Raw genomic sequence first — 16,010 nt, forward strand, 5'->3', positions numbered from 1 at the left:
GCTGAGCTCCACCGACTACTGGGCTCTCGTCTGCGGGAAGGACGTCGGGGGTTCCCGGGCCGCCTGGCTGGACATCCTGGACGGCAACCAGTGGTCCCACCCCAATCTCGACACCCTGGACGCCCTCGAGGCCCTCGACGCCCGGGGCGAACGCCTCGCCCTGCTCTCGAACATGCCCGCCGCGATGGTCTCCCAGCTCGGCGGGGCGCCCTGGAGCAGGTTCTTCTCCCACCGCTTCTTCAGCTCGTCCCTGGGACTCGTCAAGCCGTCCGCCGCCGTGTTCGAGCACGTCCTCGCCGAGCTCGGCGTGGAACCGGGCCGGGTGGTCTTCGTGGACGACAACGAGGCGAACATCACTACTGCGCGATCCCTCGGCATCGACGCCCGCCTGTTCGACCCCGGGACGGATCTCGCGCGGGCACTCGTGGATGCGCCGCTGCGAGCGGCGGAGCCGGCCTGAGCGGAGCACGCAGGCGTGGAGTACTGACACCACAGCACCGGATTCCCACCCCGATCAATCTGCCTCCGGTGCACCGCTCCCCACGAGGTACGCCAGCGCGGCATCCAGGCCCTGCACGTCGAGGGACCACGCGGGTCGTCTGAAGTCCTCGGGCCGGAGCAGGACGTGCTGCAGTTCCTCCGCCTGACCGCTGCGCGCCTCCACGAGCGGGGATCCGTTGGGCCGGTACCCGAGCCGTCGGGACACGCCGAGCGAGGAACCGTTCCAGCTCACGGCCTCGGACACCGCGGAGGTGGCGCCGAGGTGGTCGAAGGCGAACTGCAGCACCGCCGCCCGCATCTCCGTGCCGATCCCCTGCCCCTGGCCGGAGCGGGTGAGCCAGGACCCCGAGCGCACCCGTCGCAGGGTGCCGAAGGAGGTGGCGGCGAGATCCTGCAGGCCCACCACCCGGCCCTCGTACAGCACGGCGAAGTTGACGGTCCAGTCCGCCACCGACACCGAGGAGCGCGTGCACCACAGGTACTTGGCGGTCTCGGGGACCAGGACCTCCGGGGGCGCGTCGGTCCAGGGGATGGAGAAGGGCATCTCGGCCGGGTCGTGGATGCCCGCGAGCGCGGCGTCGACCACCTCGGGCACGTGCTCGTCCCGCACCGGCGTCAGCACCAGACGCGGGGTGGTGAGGACCAGGCCGAAGAGCGGCCACACCCGCACCAGGGGGTCCTCCCCGGTCGGTACAGCGTCCCCGGTGGTCCTCACCGGTTCATCCATGGGCACGTCGTCCCCCTCGTGAGGTTCGCAGGGCGGGTGAGTTGTGGATCAGGAGTCTGCCGGTATGCCACGCGTACCCGGGACGTCGTCGGACAGCGCCTCCACGAGATGCGGCAGCAGGGCCCGGAAGGCGAGGCCGCGGTGGCTGATCGCGTTCTTCTCCCCCGAGGTGAGCTCCGCGCAGGTGCGCTCCAGTCCCTCGGGCACGAGGACCGGGTCGTACCCGAAGCCGTTGGTGCCCCGGGGTGCGCCCAGCAGGGACCCCCGCAGTTCGCCACGTTCGGTGCGGGCCGCGGAGGGGTGTCCCGGAACGGCGAACGCGGCGGCGCAGACGAAGGCGGCACCGCGGCGATCCTCGGGGATGTCCGCGAGCTGCGCCAGGAGCAGCGCCAGATTGGCGGCATCGTCGCCGTGGTGTCCGGCCCACCGTGCGGAGAGGATGCCGGGCGCACCGCCGAGCACGTCCACGGCCAGGCCGGAATCGTCCGCGACGGCGATCAGGCCCGTGGCCTCCGCGGTCTGCTCGGCCTTCAGGAGCGCGTTCTCCTCGAACGTCACCCCGCTCTCGACGACGTCGGGAGCGCCGGCGGTGGCGGCGTCGACCACCTGCGTGTCGACGTCGAGGCCGGGCACCCGGGCCCGCAGCAGTTCGCGCAGCTCACGGAGCTTGCCGGGGTTGCGGGTGGCGAGGACCAGCCGCGGTCGTGCCTCGGTCACTGCTTCGGGCACTGCCTCAGGCACCGGCGGAGTCCCGGAGCGTGTCCACCTGGATCCGGGCGAGCTGCGCGGTGCCGAGCAGCGCGAGATCCAGGAGGGCGTCGAGTTCGGCGCGGTCGAACGGCGCCCCTTCCGCGGTCCCCTGGACCTCCACGAACTTGCCGGAGCCGGTGACCACCACGTTCATGTCCGTCTCGGCGCGGACGTCCTCCACGTAGGGGAGGTCGAGCATCGGCACGCCGTCGATGATGCCCACGCTGATCGCGGCCACGGTGTCCGTCAGCGGGGACGCCGAGGCGGGGATGAGCTTCTTGTCCTTCGCGTACCGGATGGCGTCCGCCAGCGCCACGTACGCCCCGGTGATCGCGGCGGTCCGGGTACCGCCGTCGGCCTGGAGGACGTCGCAGTCCAGCACGATGGTGTTCTCGCCGAGCGCCTTGGTGTCGATGATGGACCGCAGCGAACGCCCGATCAGACGTGAGATCTCGTGGGTCCTGCCGCCGATCCTGCCCTTCACCGATTCGCGGTCGGAGCGCGTGTTGGTGGCGCGCGGCAGCATCGCGTACTCGGCGGTCACCCAGCCCCTCCCCTCGCCCTTCAGCCACCGCGGTACGCCGCTGGTGAGGGAGGCCGTGCAGAGCACGCGGGTGTTGCCGAACTCGATCAGGGCGGACCCCTCGGCCTGCGTGGACCAGCCGCGGGTGATGCTGATGTTGCGGAGCTGGTCGGGGGTCCTGCCGTCCGCACGCAGCGTGCCGGCAGGGCTGGAGGAGGGCGAGGAGGTGTTCGGGGTCATGGGTGCAAGTCTAGACGGCGCGCTTCCGCCAGTCCCGGCTCCTGCGGCACCGCACCTCACACCGTCCCTGCACCGTGTGCTCACACCGTGTAGGAGACTCCCGCCACGGCGACGGCGAGCGAACCGTCGTAGCTCTCGCGGGCCTCCGTGATCGCGACGTTCGCGTCGTTCCACACCGGCAGGTGCGTGAGCAGCAGGCGCCGCGCGGAGGCCTCGCGCGCCACCGTCCCCGCGCGTTTGCCCGTGAGGTGGACGCCCGAGACGGCGTCGTCCCGGCCCTCGTGGAAGGCCGCTTCGCAGAGGAACATGTCCGCATCCCGTGCGGCGTCCACCAGCCCGTCGCAGGTGTCGGTGTCCCCCGAGTAGGTGAGCACCCGGGTCGCGACGGCGCCGTGCCCGTCCGGCTCCTGCACCTCCACGCGGAGGGCGTACGCCTCCTCGATCGGGTGCAGCACCCGGTACGGGGTCACCGTGAACGGTCCCACCGAGATCGGCGAGCGCTCCTGCCAGTGCCGGAAGTCGAAGTCCTCGTGCATCCCCGGATCGGGGTCGAGACCGTAGGCACTGGCCATCCGGTCCGCCGTGGCCGCCGGACCCCACACCGGGATCCGGGGCATGCCCCAGCCCGAGGGGTCCCAGTGGACGGCCACGTGGAGCCCGCACAGGTCCATGCAGTGGTCCGGGTGCAGGTGGGAGAGCAGGACGGCGTCGATCTCCCGGAGGTCCATGTAGCGCTGGAGGGCGCCGAGGGACCCGTTGCCGAGATCCAGGAGGATCCGCCAGGTGCGGCCCTCCCACTCGGCGCTGAGGAGATAGCAGGAGGCGGGTGACTGCGGGCCGGGGAAGGACCCGCTGCACCCCACGATGGTCAGTTTCACGGGTGCGCCGATCCCGAGGCGATCATGTCGGGCGTGATCCGCGCGAGACTGCCCGTGGGGTAGTGCGCGGCGACGTGGTCCACGTGCTGCACGCTGAGCACCTCCGGGCCGAGGAAACGGCGTGCCAGGACCTCGAAGCCCGCGGCGTCACCGGTGGCGACGAAACGGTGCACCGCTGTGGCGGTGGTGTCGCGCTCGAGTCCGTGGGAGACGAGCGCCCGGTAGACGTCCTTCGCGGTCTCCTCCGCACTGGACACCAGCGTGACGGCGTCGCCCATCACGTAGGAGATCACGCCCGTCAGCAGCGGGTAGTGCGTGCAGCCCAGCACGAGCGTGTCGATCCCGGCGTCCTTCAGCGGTCCCAGGTACTCCTGCGCCGTCCTCAGCAGCTCGTCACCGCCGGTGATCCCGGCCTCGACGAACTCCACGAAGGCCGGGCAGGCCACGGAGGTGAGCCGGAGGTGGGGTGCTGCCGCGAAGGTGTCGTCGTACGCGCGGGAGCCCACCGTCGCGGAGGTGCCGATCACGCCGATCCGGCCGGAGCGGGTGGAGGCCACGGCCCGGCGGACGGCGGGCTGGATCACCTCGATCACGGGGATGCCGTAGCGGGCGGTGTAGCGTTCCCGCGCGTCGCGGAGCACGGCCGCGGAGGCGGAGTTGCAGGCGATCACCAGGAGCTTCACCCCGGAGTCCACGAGTTCGTCCATGACGTGCAGCGCATGGGCCCGTACCTGGGCGATGGGCAGGGGACCGTAGGGTCCGTTCGCGGTGTCACCGACGTAGATGATGGATTCGTGGGGCAGCTGGTCGATCACCGCGCGGGCCACCGTCAGGCCGCCGACGCCGGAGTCGAAGATGCCGATCGGCGCTGCGCTGCGGTCCGTGCTCGTTGACTCTGGGCTCATGATCCTCCGACACTATGACGTGTCACCGACTAAAACTATTCGTCGATCCGTGGTTCTGGTCACAACGGATCCGCTGCCGCCGGGTGTCCGTCGGCTGCAGGGTCTCAGCGTTCGAGTCGGGACGCCTTCAGCATCGCCTGCACCAGGGACTCCTGGAGCCAGGTCACGAAGTTGTAGACCAGGGCCAGGTAGGAGTCCACGTCGTCGACGTCCTTCGCGTCCGCGACCTCGTGGAGGCGCTCGGCGTCCGCCTCCGTCTCGATGCTCAGCCGGTCCGCGAGGACGAGCCGCACGTCGTTCAGGGCCTGCGCCAGATATCTCGCCTGCTCGTCGTTGAGCGACATCGGCGAGGACTCGATCATCAGCGCGCTGCTGCGCAGCGCCCCGATCTTCTGCTCGCGGAGGGAGCGCTCGGTGAGCCGGCGGAAGGAGAGGGCTTCGTCGTCGTCGTCGCGCACGGCGTCGGGCAGCAGACGGCGGACGGCGGAATCGTCCGGCGCAGCTGCGTCGGCGTCCGTCCCCGACATGCCCACCAGGGCCGCGAGCGGGTCCTCACTGGGGCCGGTCTCGGGCTCCAGCAGTGCGATCACGTCGCCCAGCAGGGCCCCGAGCAGCCGGGCCTCCCCCGGTTCCAGCGCACCGGTGATCCCGCGTCGTGTCGATCGGAAGGGTTTCGCCATGCGCCTACTCGCTCCCGGCCTTCTCGAAGGTGGCCCACAGTCCGTAGGCGTGGAGCGCCACGGTGTCCTGCTCCACCTTCTCCCGGGTCCCGGAGACGACGGCGGAGCGGCCCTGCTCGTGCACCTCCAGCATCAGCGTGCGCGCCTTGGCCTCGCTGTAACCGAAGTAGCTCCGGAACACGAAGCTCACGTAGCTCATGAGGTTCACCGGATCGTTCCAGACCACCACCACCCAGGGCTGGTCCAGATCGGTGCTCTCGGTGGTCGCCACCTCTTCCAGGGTGTCCGTACCGGATGCGAAGCCTACTGTCATGCCTCCAAGTCTAGGTGTGGCCGCCCCCACCCGGGTCCGGGTACTCACACAGCGAACGCCCCGCTATCGTTTCCAGGGTGACCGATTCCCCGACCCCCCGGACCCCTGCGGTGAGCACCGCGCCGTCCCCGGCGACCCCCCCGAACAGTGCGCTCTTCACCGACCAGTACGAGCTCACCATGCTGCAGGCCGCCCTCCATTCCGGCGCGGCACACCGCCGCTCGGTCTTCGAGGTCTTCGCGCGCAGGCTCCCCGCGGGTCGCCGCTACGGGGTGGTGGCCGGCACGGGACGCCTGCTCGAGGAACTGGCCGGTTTCCGGTTCGACGACGCCCAGCTCTCCTTCCTGAGCGACCGCGGGATCGTGGACGACGCCACGATCGCCTGGCTCGCCGACTTCTCCTTCACCGGCTCCATCAGCGGGTACCCGGAGGGGGAGGTGTTCTTCCCCAACTCCCCACTCCTGACCGTGGAGTCCACCTTCGCCGAGGCCTGCATCCTCGAGACGCTGATCCTCTCGATCCTCAACCACGACAGTGCCATCGCCGCCGCCGCCTCCCGCATGACCGGCGCCGCCTCCGGCCGTCCGTGCATCGAGATGGGTTCCCGGCGCACCCACGAGGAGTCCGCCGTCGCCGCCGCCCGGGCCGCCGTGATCGGTGGCTTCGCGAGCACCTCGAACCTCGAGGCCGGCCGGCGCTACGGCCTCCCGACCGTGGGGACGGCGGCGCACTCGTTCACCCTCCTCCACGATTCCGAGCGCGCCGCCTTCGAGGCGCAGGTCGCCTCGCTGGGGCGCGGCACCTCGCTGCTCGTGGACACCTACGACGTGGAACAGGGGGTGCGCACCGCCGTCGAGGTCGCGGGCCCGGAACTCAGGGCCGTCCGCCTGGACTCGGGGGACCTCGTGGCCCAGGCACGCTGGGTCCGCCAGCTCCTCGACGAGCTCGGCAACACGTCCACGAGGATCGTGGTCACCTCGGACCTCGACGAGTTCGCGATCGGTCTGCTCGCCTCGGCGCCCGTGGACTCCTACGGGGTGGGCACCTCGCTGGTCACGGGCTCGGGCGCACCCACGGCGGGAATGGTCTACAAGCTCGTCAGCCGGCAGGGCGACGACGGCGCGTTCGTCTCCGTCGCGAAGGCGGCGAAGAACAAGGTGTCGGTCGGCGGGCGCAAGCAGGCGTTCCGTCGCTTCGACGAGCGCGGAACCGCCCAGACGGAGGTGATCGGCATCGGCACCACCCCCTCCGGGCACGGCCGCGACCTCGTGCACCAGTTCGTGCGGCACGGCGAGGTGCTCCCCGGGTGGACGGGGGCCGAGGCCGTCACCCGCGCCGCCGCCCGGCACCAGGAGTCCATGGCCGAGCTGCCCGGCGCCGTCCGGCGGCTGCAGCGCGGCGAGGCAGTTCTTCCCACCGAGTACGAGGAGGCAGCACCATGACGCGCGCACTGATCATCGTGGACGTGCAGAACGACTTCTGCGAGGGCGGCACACTGGCCGTCGACGGCGGTGCCCAGGTGGCCACCGACATCAGCGACCACCTCGACGAGCAAGCCGGCACCTACGACTACGTCGTGGCCACGCAGGACTGGCACATCGATCCCGGCGCCCACTTCTCGGAGACCCCGGACTACGCGGTGTCCTGGCCGGTGCACTGCGTCGCCGACACCCGCGGCGCCGAGTTCCACCGCGACCTCGACACGGAGAGCATCGACGCCGTGTTCCGCAAGGGTCGGTTCGAGGCCGCGTACTCCGGCTTCGAGGGCGTGCTGGCCCCGGACGACGAGGTCCCCACCGGGGAGCAGAAGCTCGGTGCCGGTGAGGCGGAGAGCGACGAGGACCTCCTCACGCTCGACGACTGGCTGCGGGAGCACGACGTCGACGAGGTGGCGGTCGCCGGGCTGGCCGCCGATTTCTGCGTGCGGGCCACCGCCCTCGATGCACTCCAGGCGGGCTACTCGGTGCAGGGGCTGACGGGACTCACCCGAGGCGTGCACGCGGCGGGGACGGCCGAGGCGCTGGACGAGGTAGAGGCCGCCGGCGTCGAGCTGGTGCGCTAGGGCCGCAGCGGACACACGGGAGGGCGGGGCAGCCTTGCCCTCCCGCTACCGGAGCGGCGCGGTTACTTCTTGCCGATGAACCAGTCCTGCAGCTTCTGCAGCCTGCGCTGCAGCTGGTCCTCGTTCGCCTGGGCCACGGCCGGCCCCCCGCACTGGCGGCGGAGTTCGCTGTGCACCTGGCCGTGGGGCATCCCGGTCCGCGCCGCCCAGGCGGAGACGTTCTTCGCGAGCTGCCCCCGGAGCTCGGTGAGCTGCCGGTGGTCCACCACGAGCGGCTCCGAGGCCGGCGCGGCGGCCGTCACCGGTCTCCTGCGCGACTGCTGCTCCTGCTGGCGCTGGCGCAGCAGCTGACCCACCTGGTCGGCGTCGAGCAGACCGGGGATGCCGAGGAAGTCCTGCTCGTCCTCGCTGCCCAGCTCCCCGCCGGTCCCGAACTCACCGCCGTCGTAGAGCACGCGGTCGAAGGACGCCTGGGATTCGAGGGCCTCGAACTTCTGCTTGGTCAGGGAGTCGGACGCCTTGTCCTCACGGTTCGCCGCCTCCATGAGGTCATCCTCGAGACCGAACCCCTCGTCGTCCTTCTCGGGCCTGTCCAGGGCGTGGTCGCGCTCCAGTTCCAGCTGGTTCGCCAGCGCCATGAGGTTCGGCACCGAGGGCAGGAAGATCGCCGCCGTCTCCCCGCGGCGTCGTGCCCGTACGTAGCGGCCCACCGCCTGCGCGAAGAACAGGGGCGTCGCCGTCGACGTGGCGTACACGCCCACGGCGAGCCGGGGTACGTCTACGCCCTCGGAGACCATGCGCACCGCCACCATCCAGCGCTTCTCACCCGTCGAGAACTCCTCGATCTTCGAGGAGGCCTTGGCGTCGTCGGACAGGATGACCGTGGGGGACTCTCCCGTGATCTTCTTGAGCTGACCGGCGTACGCCCGGGCGTCGTCGTGGTCGGTCGCGATCACCAGGCCACCGGCGTCGTGCACCGTGCGCCTCACCTCGGTGAGCCGCTTGTCGGCGGCCGCGAGGACGGACGGGATCCACTCCCCCATCGGGTTGAGTGCGGTCCGCCAGGCCTGGGCCGTGATGTCCTTGGTCACCGCCGCCTCACCGAGCGATGCCGCCATCTCCTCGCCGTCCCTGGTGCGCCAGCGCATCTGGCCGGAGTAGGCCATGAACATGACCGGGCGCACCACGTGATCGCGGAGGGCCTGGCCGTAGCCGTAGGTGTAGTCGGCCTTCGAGCGGCGGATGCCGTCGCGGTCCTCCGCGTACTCCACGAACGGGATGGCGGCCGTGTCGGAGCGGAACGGGGTACCGGTGAGGGCCAGCCGCCGCGTGGCCGGTTCGAACGCCTCCCGGATGCCGTCACCCCAGGACAGCGCGTCGCCGCCGTGGTGGATCTCGTCGAGGATCACCAGGGTGCGCGCGGCCTCGGTCTTGGCCCGGTGCAGCATCGGCTTGCTGGCCACCTGGGCGTACGTCACGGCCACACCGATGAACGCACCGCCGTGACGGCCGTCGGCGTTCTTGAAGTTGGGGTCGATCGCGAGGCCCACCTTCGCCGCGGCATCCGCCCACTGACGCTTCAGGTGGTCAGTGGGAGCCACCACCGTGACCCGGTTGATGATGCCGCGATCCACGAGCTCGGTGGCCACGCGGAGCGCGAAGGTGGTCTTGCCGGCTCCAGGGGTGGCGACGGCGAGGAAATCGCTCGGGGAATCGTGGAAGTACTTCTCCAGGGCCTCGCTCTGCCACTGGCGCAGTTTGGGGGCGGTACCCCACGCCGCACGTTCCGGGTAGGCGGGGGGCAGGGATGCACCGGCACCGAAGAGGGTGTCATTACTCACGCCGGGACAGAACCTTCCGTCGTCTTGCTGGGGGTGGATGGGGAGCCGACATCGGATGATCCGGCCGCTCTCAGACCCGAAACTATACCCGCTGCCGTGAACGCCCACAGAGCCAGCCAGATCGCAACGAAGGTGGGGAGGTACCCCGGATCCGCAGGATCGTGGAGCAGCGCGAACAGGGCCCCGGCCCCCGCCGTGCCCCCCCCCCCGCCGAGCTGGTCGGAGATCTGCAGGGCTGAGGAGTTGCGTCCCTGCTCGGTGGTGTCCGACAGCTTGAGGACCAGCACGGACGTGGTGGAGAGCGTCATGCCCATGGCGAACCCGGACAGGGCCCAGACGACGGCGAGCGTCCACAGCGGGGCCTCGACGGCGGTGGCGAGCGCGAACCCGCCCAGGGAGAGGGAGAGGATGGAGGAGCCGAGGACCAGCAACCACTGGCGCCCGAAGGTCACGCGGGCCTGGACGTAGGAGCCGGCACTCCACCCGAGGGCACCCGCGCTCAGCGTGAGCCCGGCGGTGCCGGCGGAGATGTCGCGGGAACTCACCAGCATGAGGGGGATGAACGCCTCCGTACCGAAGAACGCCACATTGACCAGGCCGCGGGTGGCGATCACGCTCGGCAGACCGCGGGCCAGCCGGAGGGTGCCCTTCGGGAGCAGGGCGGGCAGGACAAGGAGCGCGGTCACCACCCCGAGTACGGCCAGCGACACCAGTCCCGCCACGGTGGTACCCGTGGGCTCCGAGGTGTCCGCGAGGCGCACCACGGCCCACTGGGCTGCGAACACACCCGCCGCGAGCGCGAGCCCGCGGACCGCCCGCGGTCGTGATGCACCCACGTCGTCCGCGGCGACCGGGCCGAGCGCCCTGGTCCTCGGCCACACCACCACCACCGCGGCCACGACGATGGGGGCGACACCGTAGAACACCCAGCGCCACCCCAGGTGCTCGGTGACGAACCCTGCGACCACCGGGCCGATCAGCGCGGGCAGAACCCACGCCGCAGCGAGCCACCCGAACACCACGGGCTGCGTCTGCTGCGGGAAGGACCTGCCGATGATCACGTAGACGGACACGATCATGAACCCGCCGCCGAGACCCGAGACGGCCCGGCCGACGGTGACGAGCCAGAACACCGGTGCGGCGCCGGACGCCAGCAGGCCCAGGGTCATCAGGGCCATGCCCACGGCGAGGGCAGGGCGCGGCCCACGGCGGTCGCACCAGGAGCCTGCCACCACGGTTCCCAGCAGCGACGCCGTCAGGTACATGGAGAACGCCAGCCCGTAGCTGGACTCGCCGGACAGCTCATGCGCCACCGACGGCATCGCGGTGACCACCGCCATCGCCTCGAACGCGGCGCAGGTGATGATCGCGAGGATCCCGAGGGTGAGGGGACGCAACTCCGGTGACATGGCTCCGGGGGTGGTACTGGTTCTGCTCTTCATCCCGTTCGACGTTCCTGTTCCGGTAGTCCGTCCGCATCGTTGCACCGGTGCGGGCACTTCGCCCGCTCCCGGCCCCGGACGGCCTTCCCTACCGTAGCCGACCCCGGTCGATCGACGATGGAGCCTCTGCTACTCCTTGTCGTCCTTCCCGGGACGGAGACCGTTGTAGATCTCCTTGCACTCGGGGCAGACCGGAAACTTCTCCGGATCTCGGCCGGGCGTCCACACCTTGCCGCAGAGGGCGATCACCGGCTCGCCCGTGAAGGCCGACTCCATGATCTTCTCCTTGCGCACGTAGTGGGCGAAGCGCTCGGCGTCACCGGGCTCCACCTCCTGACGCAGCTCCTCACGTTCGAGAGTGGCTGTGGAGCCTCCCGTACCGGCGTCGAGCGGATCGTTGGCGAAGGGATCTGCAGGCGTAGTCATGGGAGGAGTCTATCGGGCACCGTTCGCGGGCACCCGTTGATCCGAGGGTGCTCCCGGGCGATCCTGCATGCACTCGTCACACGGCCCACCGTACGGATTTCCACGCGGAACCACGGCGAGCGAGGTCGGCGGACAAGACGCTCGTCGCCCGTTCACCCGGCGGACGGACGTGGATGTCCGGATGACTGCAGGTGGGACTCGGCCGCACGCTCGGCACGGGACGTGGTCCACACTGCAGCTCAACGGGTGGGCGCCTCGCATCCGATCCCCGCGGGATTCTCGATGCAGTTCTCGCTGACGTTGTGCCCCTGGGTCCTCCAGATGCTCATCAGGTGAGGTACTGAGACCACCGCCGCCTCTCCCGCCACCGGCTGGAACGGCCCGCCGTCCACGGAGTAGTCGCCGGCGAAGTACGTGGTCAGCGTGAGGTCGAAGTCCCCCGTCTCGGTGTACTGGTGACTGGTCGGCGTCTGCGTGTTGAAGGCGTTCCCTGCCACGGGGCCGCCGGGAATCGTGGTGACGGCGCTCGTGCCGTCCCCGTAGTTCCACTGGTAGGACACGGGCCGCGCCTTGAGCACGATCGCCGCATCCTGGAAGTCGAAGGTGAACTCCTGCTCCTGCGCATCGGCGTAGAGGTTCGAGTGCGCATTCCGGAGGCCGAAGTTGGAGGGCTGCGACACGATGACCGCCGCGAGGACGGGTTGCTTCTCGAACTCCTCGAGTGTGATGACGATCGGCGCTTCCTCGGCCACTGCTGCGCCTTCGACCGGTGGTGCAGGAGGCTCGCCCGGGTACATGCAGGAGGACCGGCCCGTCGGTGTCTCGGTGGCGGGCTGCACGTTGTTGTTCACTTCGATCCAGTCGACCAGCACACCGCCCTCCTGCGCGTCGCAGCGGGCGTTAATCAGAGGGCAGGTAGCAGGATCGAGGTTGTCCCGCGCTCCAGCTAGACACGTTCTTACATAGGTGTAGTCGATGCCGTCATCTACGGGAAGAGCTATAGCAGGTTCCTCGAAACTTGCGGGCTTTAACGTATTTTGATCCTCGACGGCTCCGCGTTTGGGCGGAATCCTTGCGACAAAATTGTAGTCATCAGCGTAAGCACTGGGTGGTTTATCAGCGGCAAGTGCGAGAGAGTTAGAAGAAAGAAAACCAGGAATAATTGCGAGTAATAAGAATGACCTTACGAAAAAACGCATCAGGTACCCTCTGGTTTCCCGAAATCTAACATCACCCAATGACCATCCTCGTAAATCGCAAAGGTAGCATTGAGAGCTGGCTCCGGTGAATCATCGGATGGAATGAGACTACCGTCAGTTTCGTAGTATGTTATTTCGGATTGCTGATACTCGACGAAACTACGAATAGACCCAGAAGTATTAATCACAAAATCCGTTGTATAAGTATTTATTTCAAAAACTCCCCCGCTCATCCAGCGACCCTCAGCATATAGATCGCCGACGATCTGCTTCACTCGTTCGCAGGTTCTACAACCAGGGTCAGTTACAGCCTCGAACTCAGACCACTCGTTGGTTTCGTAACCATAGGAAAAAAGCGCCAACCAATACTCCGTGAAGGCCTCGAGGCCCTCGGCCGAGTTCTCGTCGGCCAGCGCCGGCTTCACGGGGAGCGGGATGTTGGCGGCGGGGCCGGCGGAGGAGGCCGGCGACGGTTCAGGCGTTGACGGCGCCGTGGTCACGACCGCCGCCGGAGATTGCGACGGTGACGCCTGACCGGTGACGGTCCCACCTGCATTCGGCTCGGCGTCTCCTGTGCAAGCCGTCAGCAGCAACATGGTTGCCACGGCTGCGCCAGCCAGAAGCGGCGCTTCCCGCCGTCGGCCCTGCTCACGCACTGAAAACACGCCATTTCTCCGTCACGATCGACTGCAGAGCTCGAATGGCACTCAGCATAACCAGAAGCAAAACGGCGGGTACAGGTTATGCACAGGTATCAGGTAGTGAACGGGAACCTACTCGTAAGTCCCCACGGCGACACCGAGTAGTGCGTCGTGTTCGGAGATCAGTGAGCAGGTGCCGGCCGGACCGTGGAAGGAGGCCGTACGCACCGATGCTCGGGGTGTCAGCGGTTGGCCGAGACCGCCAGCAGGAGCTCGGGTGCACGCCTGTCGTACCAGCGCCCACCCATCCGGATGCCGACCACGAGCAGCACCACGCCGAGTACCAGCCCGACGAGCAGCGTCAGCCAGCCGAAGAGCGCATCCCCGGTGACGAAGAACACGACGCCCAGGACGATCTGCGGGAGAGCCAGCAGCAGCATCACGAACCAGCCACCGAACTGCACCGCGAACATCAGGAAGTTGGTGCCCGGAGGGGTCTTGAAGGCGCTCTCACCCGGCAGTGGCACGTTGTAGGTGTAGCGTGCGGACACCAGGCTGGACAGGCCCGTTCCGGAGAGCAGGAAGCCCAGCGCCATCCCGAGCACCGCCGGCAGGGCGTCGGCCCGGTCGAGGACGAGTGCCGGTACCACGGTGAAGAGCAGCGTCACCGGCACTCCGAACGCCAGGAGTGCCGTGGCCCTCCCCACGCGGTCGTCCCGGCCACTGACGCCGGTGGAGAGGTGCATGCTGAACGCCGTGTTGTCGTAGGAGATGTCCGCCGAGATGGACCACGCGAGCAGGAACGCGGTGATCGGTCCGAGGAAGAGCAGGGGGCCGGTGGCCCCTCCTCCGACGAAGAAGAGCAGTACCGCGAGGAACGGGATCAGGATCAGCGAGGCGGAGTACCGGGGATCACGCAGCCAGTAGGTCAGTGCCCGCGCGGCGACGGCACCGGCGGGAGTGGCCGGGAACCGGTCGAACCACCCGAGATTGCCCCCGGCGCGCTTGGTCACGGCGTTGTACGGCGGAGTCACCAGCGCGTGCCCGAGGCTCCGGCTCCACAGGACGAGGAACAGCACCAGCGTGACGACGCCGATGAGGAACTTCGCCGCGGCCGGACCGGCATCTCCTCGGGCGATGTCCGCCGGCACCGCCCAGAAGGCACCGAGCGGAGTCCAGGCGAGGATGTCGGCGAGAGTGAGGGCGAAGCCCGGCGAACTCTGGAACCCTGCTGCGATCCCCCCGATGATCGGCCCGAGGAAGATCAGCGGGATGAAGGCGACGATCCCCTGCACGTCCTTGAACCGGCGCGAGGAGGACATCGAGGCCACGGCCGTCGTCACCAGCCTGGACGCGACGACGCAGAGGAGGACGGCGAGGAGACCGCACACCAGGGCGGCCACCGCCGCTGCCGGATGACGGATCCAGGACACGACCTGCGCGAGCGCAGCGATGACCATCACCACGCCGGGGACCCCCAGCAGACCACCGAGGACGAGCCCCAGCAGCAGGGAGCGCATCGGGATGGCGAAGGTGACGAACCGCGCGGGGTCAAGGGTCATGTCGATACCGGTCGCGGCGATCGGGATCACGATCCAGCCCAGCACCGCGGCCGATCCGCCGATCACGAGGACGGTGCGGATCAGTTCCACGTCGGCCCTGCTGAGGAGCACGAGCCCCACCACCAGAAAGGAGAGGATGCCCAGCCCGTAGAGTCCGCCGAGGATCACCCCCACGAGCTGGGCGGTACTGCGCTTGAGGGAGTTGCGCAGCAGGACCAGCTTGAGCCTCAGGAGGTCCGCAACCATGACAGCCCTTCCGCCGTGTTGCGCCCGCCGACCAGTTCGACGAAACGGTCCTCGAGCGTGGCGTCCCCACGGACCTCGTCGACCGTGCCCGCGGCGAGCACCATGCCCCCCGCGATCACCGCGACATGGTCGCACATGCGCTGCACCAGGTCCATGACGTGGCTGGAGACGATCACCGAGCCGCCGGAGCCCACGTACCCGTTCAGGATGTCCCGGATGTTCGCGGCGGAGACGGGATCGACGGACTCGAACGGTTCGTCGAGGACCAGCAGCTTCGGGGCGTGGATCAGTGCCGATGCCAGGGCGATCTTCTTCGTCATCCCCGCGGAGTAGTCCACCACGAGCGTGCCGGCGTCCTTGGTCAGGTCCAGAGCCCTCAGCAGGTCCCCGGTCCGCTCCTTCACGGTCCCGCGGTCCATGCCCCTGAGCAGACCGGCGTAGGTGACGAGCTGCTCACCGGTGAGGCGATCGAACAACCGGACGCCGTCCGGCAGGATGCCCATGAGCTTCTTCGCCTCGAGCGGTCTGGACCACACGTCGACGCCGTGCACGAGCGCCTGGCCGTAGTCGGGCCGCAGCAGCCCCGTGGCCATGGAGAGCGTGGTGGTCTTGCCTGCGCCGTTCGGTCCCACCAGACCGTAGAAGGACCCGGACGGCACTTCCAGATCCACGCCGTTCACAGCGATCTTCTCGCCGAAACGCTTCGCGAGACCACGGATGGCGAGGGCCGCGGTACCGGGCTCGGCCTGGGGGTTGTTCGCGTCCGACGGAGGGGGCAGGAGGGAACTCATATCCGTACGCTAGCAACGGCACCGCACCCGCTTCGTCATCCCTGCGGAGGACACACCGCCTCCCGAGGGAGGACCCGGGGTGCTCGTTCCGCCCCCCCCCCCCCCCCCGGGACCTCCCGTGCGGGAGGGGAAGGAAGGGCCCGGCACCGAAAACGGGGCCGGGGGGGTGGGGCGCGGGGCCTGGGCACGGGAGGGACGGCGGATCCGCGCGCGGGGAGGAGGGGCCGCAGCGCGGACGGGCCGGGGGCCCTGGCCCCGACGCCCCCGCGCCCGGCGCCCGGCG

17 protein-coding genes are annotated in these 16,010 nt (G+C 69.3%); 3 read left to right on the top strand and 14 right to left on the bottom strand.

Features of this window, described 5'->3' with window-relative positions; genetic code table 11:
- The coding region (locus tag AC792_RS10960; RefSeq protein ID WP_049830559.1) for an HAD-IA family hydrolase at positions 1 to 460 on the top strand (460 nt) is incomplete at its 5' end.
- 54 nt (positions 461 to 514) lie between these two features.
- On the opposite strand, the gene AC792_RS10965 is transcribed toward AC792_RS10960, so the two are convergent.
- The 7 genes from AC792_RS10965 to clpS form a co-directional block, all read right to left on the bottom strand.
- The gene (locus tag AC792_RS10965; RefSeq protein WP_082177670.1) at positions 515 to 1,228 is read right to left on the bottom strand and encodes a GNAT family N-acetyltransferase; all 714 of its coding nucleotides are present in this window, start codon (positions 1,226 to 1,228) and stop codon (positions 515 to 517) included.
- 48 nt (positions 1,229 to 1,276) lie between these two features.
- The gene (gene rdgB, locus AC792_RS10970; protein ID WP_235436656.1) at positions 1,277 to 1,969 is read right to left on the bottom strand and encodes an RdgB/HAM1 family non-canonical purine NTP pyrophosphatase; all 693 of its coding nucleotides are present in this window, start codon (positions 1,967 to 1,969) and stop codon (positions 1,277 to 1,279) included.
- On the bottom strand, positions 1,962 to 2,741 hold the full coding sequence (gene rph, locus AC792_RS10975; protein ID WP_049830561.1) for a ribonuclease PH: 780 nt from the start codon (positions 2,739 to 2,741) through the stop codon (positions 1,962 to 1,964). Before rph ends, rdgB begins: the two co-directional genes overlap by 8 nt.
- Before the next feature lie 80 nt (positions 2,742 to 2,821).
- Entirely contained in the window at positions 2,822 to 3,619 is a 798-nt protein-coding gene (locus AC792_RS10980; protein ID WP_049830562.1) for an MBL fold metallo-hydrolase, read from the bottom strand.
- Positions 3,616 to 4,524, bottom strand: coding sequence for a glutamate racemase (gene murI, locus AC792_RS10985; protein ID WP_049830563.1), 909 nt, complete (start codon positions 4,522 to 4,524; stop codon positions 3,616 to 3,618). The genes AC792_RS10980 and murI overlap by 4 nt, the downstream gene beginning before the upstream one ends.
- Before the next feature lie 104 nt (positions 4,525 to 4,628).
- Positions 4,629 to 5,204: a DUF2017 domain-containing protein gene (locus AC792_RS10990; protein ID WP_049830564.1), complete on the bottom strand. Its 576-nt coding sequence runs from the start codon at positions 5,202 to 5,204 to the stop codon at positions 4,629 to 4,631.
- Positions 5,205 to 5,208: 4 nt separating this feature from the next.
- A complete protein-coding gene (clpS, locus tag AC792_RS10995) occupies positions 5,209 to 5,517 on the bottom strand; it encodes an ATP-dependent Clp protease adapter ClpS (protein ID WP_049830565.1) in 309 nt (102 codons plus the stop codon).
- A gap of 110 nt (positions 5,518 to 5,627) precedes the next feature.
- Here clpS and AC792_RS11000 point away from each other — a divergent pair, with 110 nt between their 5' ends.
- Complete coding sequence (locus AC792_RS11000) at positions 5,628 to 6,959, top strand: nicotinate phosphoribosyltransferase (RefSeq protein ID WP_049830566.1); 1,332 nt, start codon at positions 5,628 to 5,630, stop codon at positions 6,957 to 6,959.
- Positions 6,956 to 7,579 (top strand): isochorismatase family protein, encoded by a 624-nt coding sequence (locus AC792_RS11005; protein ID WP_049830567.1) that lies wholly within the window; start codon positions 6,956 to 6,958, stop codon positions 7,577 to 7,579. Before AC792_RS11000 ends, AC792_RS11005 begins: the two co-directional genes overlap by 4 nt.
- 62 nt (positions 7,580 to 7,641) lie before the next feature.
- On the opposite strand, the gene AC792_RS11010 is transcribed toward AC792_RS11005, so the two are convergent.
- The 7 genes from AC792_RS11010 to AC792_RS11035 form a co-directional block, all read right to left on the bottom strand.
- Positions 7,642 to 9,420, bottom strand: coding sequence for a DEAD/DEAH box helicase (locus tag AC792_RS11010; protein ID WP_049830568.1), 1,779 nt, complete (start codon positions 9,418 to 9,420; stop codon positions 7,642 to 7,644).
- Complete coding sequence (locus tag AC792_RS11015; RefSeq protein ID WP_082177672.1) at positions 9,417 to 10,862, bottom strand: MFS transporter; 1,446 nt, start codon at positions 10,860 to 10,862, stop codon at positions 9,417 to 9,419. Before AC792_RS11015 ends, AC792_RS11010 begins: the two co-directional genes overlap by 4 nt.
- Before the next feature lie 129 nt (positions 10,863 to 10,991).
- A complete protein-coding gene (locus AC792_RS11020) occupies positions 10,992 to 11,288 on the bottom strand; it encodes a DUF3039 domain-containing protein (protein WP_049830570.1) in 297 nt (98 codons plus the stop codon).
- A 239-nt stretch (positions 11,289 to 11,527) separates the two neighbouring features.
- Positions 11,528 to 12,160, bottom strand: coding sequence for a PKD domain-containing protein (locus AC792_RS11025; protein WP_049830571.1), 633 nt, complete (start codon positions 12,158 to 12,160; stop codon positions 11,528 to 11,530).
- A 326-nt stretch (positions 12,161 to 12,486) separates the two neighbouring features.
- Positions 12,487 to 13,152: a DUF6318 family protein gene (locus AC792_RS17030; RefSeq protein ID WP_152916154.1), complete on the bottom strand. Its 666-nt coding sequence runs from the start codon at positions 13,150 to 13,152 to the stop codon at positions 12,487 to 12,489.
- A 218-nt stretch (positions 13,153 to 13,370) separates the two neighbouring features.
- The gene (locus AC792_RS11030; protein WP_049830572.1) at positions 13,371 to 14,936 is read right to left on the bottom strand and encodes a hypothetical protein; all 1,566 of its coding nucleotides are present in this window, start codon (positions 14,934 to 14,936) and stop codon (positions 13,371 to 13,373) included.
- The gene (locus AC792_RS11035; protein ID WP_082177673.1) at positions 14,918 to 15,727 is read right to left on the bottom strand and encodes an ABC transporter ATP-binding protein; all 810 of its coding nucleotides are present in this window, start codon (positions 15,725 to 15,727) and stop codon (positions 14,918 to 14,920) included. The genes AC792_RS11030 and AC792_RS11035 overlap by 19 nt, the downstream gene beginning before the upstream one ends.
- Positions 15,728 to 16,010: the final 283 nt, after the last annotated feature.

This window comes from Arthrobacter sp. RIT-PI-e (assembly GCF_001187915.1).
Taxonomy (GTDB): domain Bacteria; phylum Actinomycetota; class Actinomycetes; order Actinomycetales; family Micrococcaceae; genus Arthrobacter_D.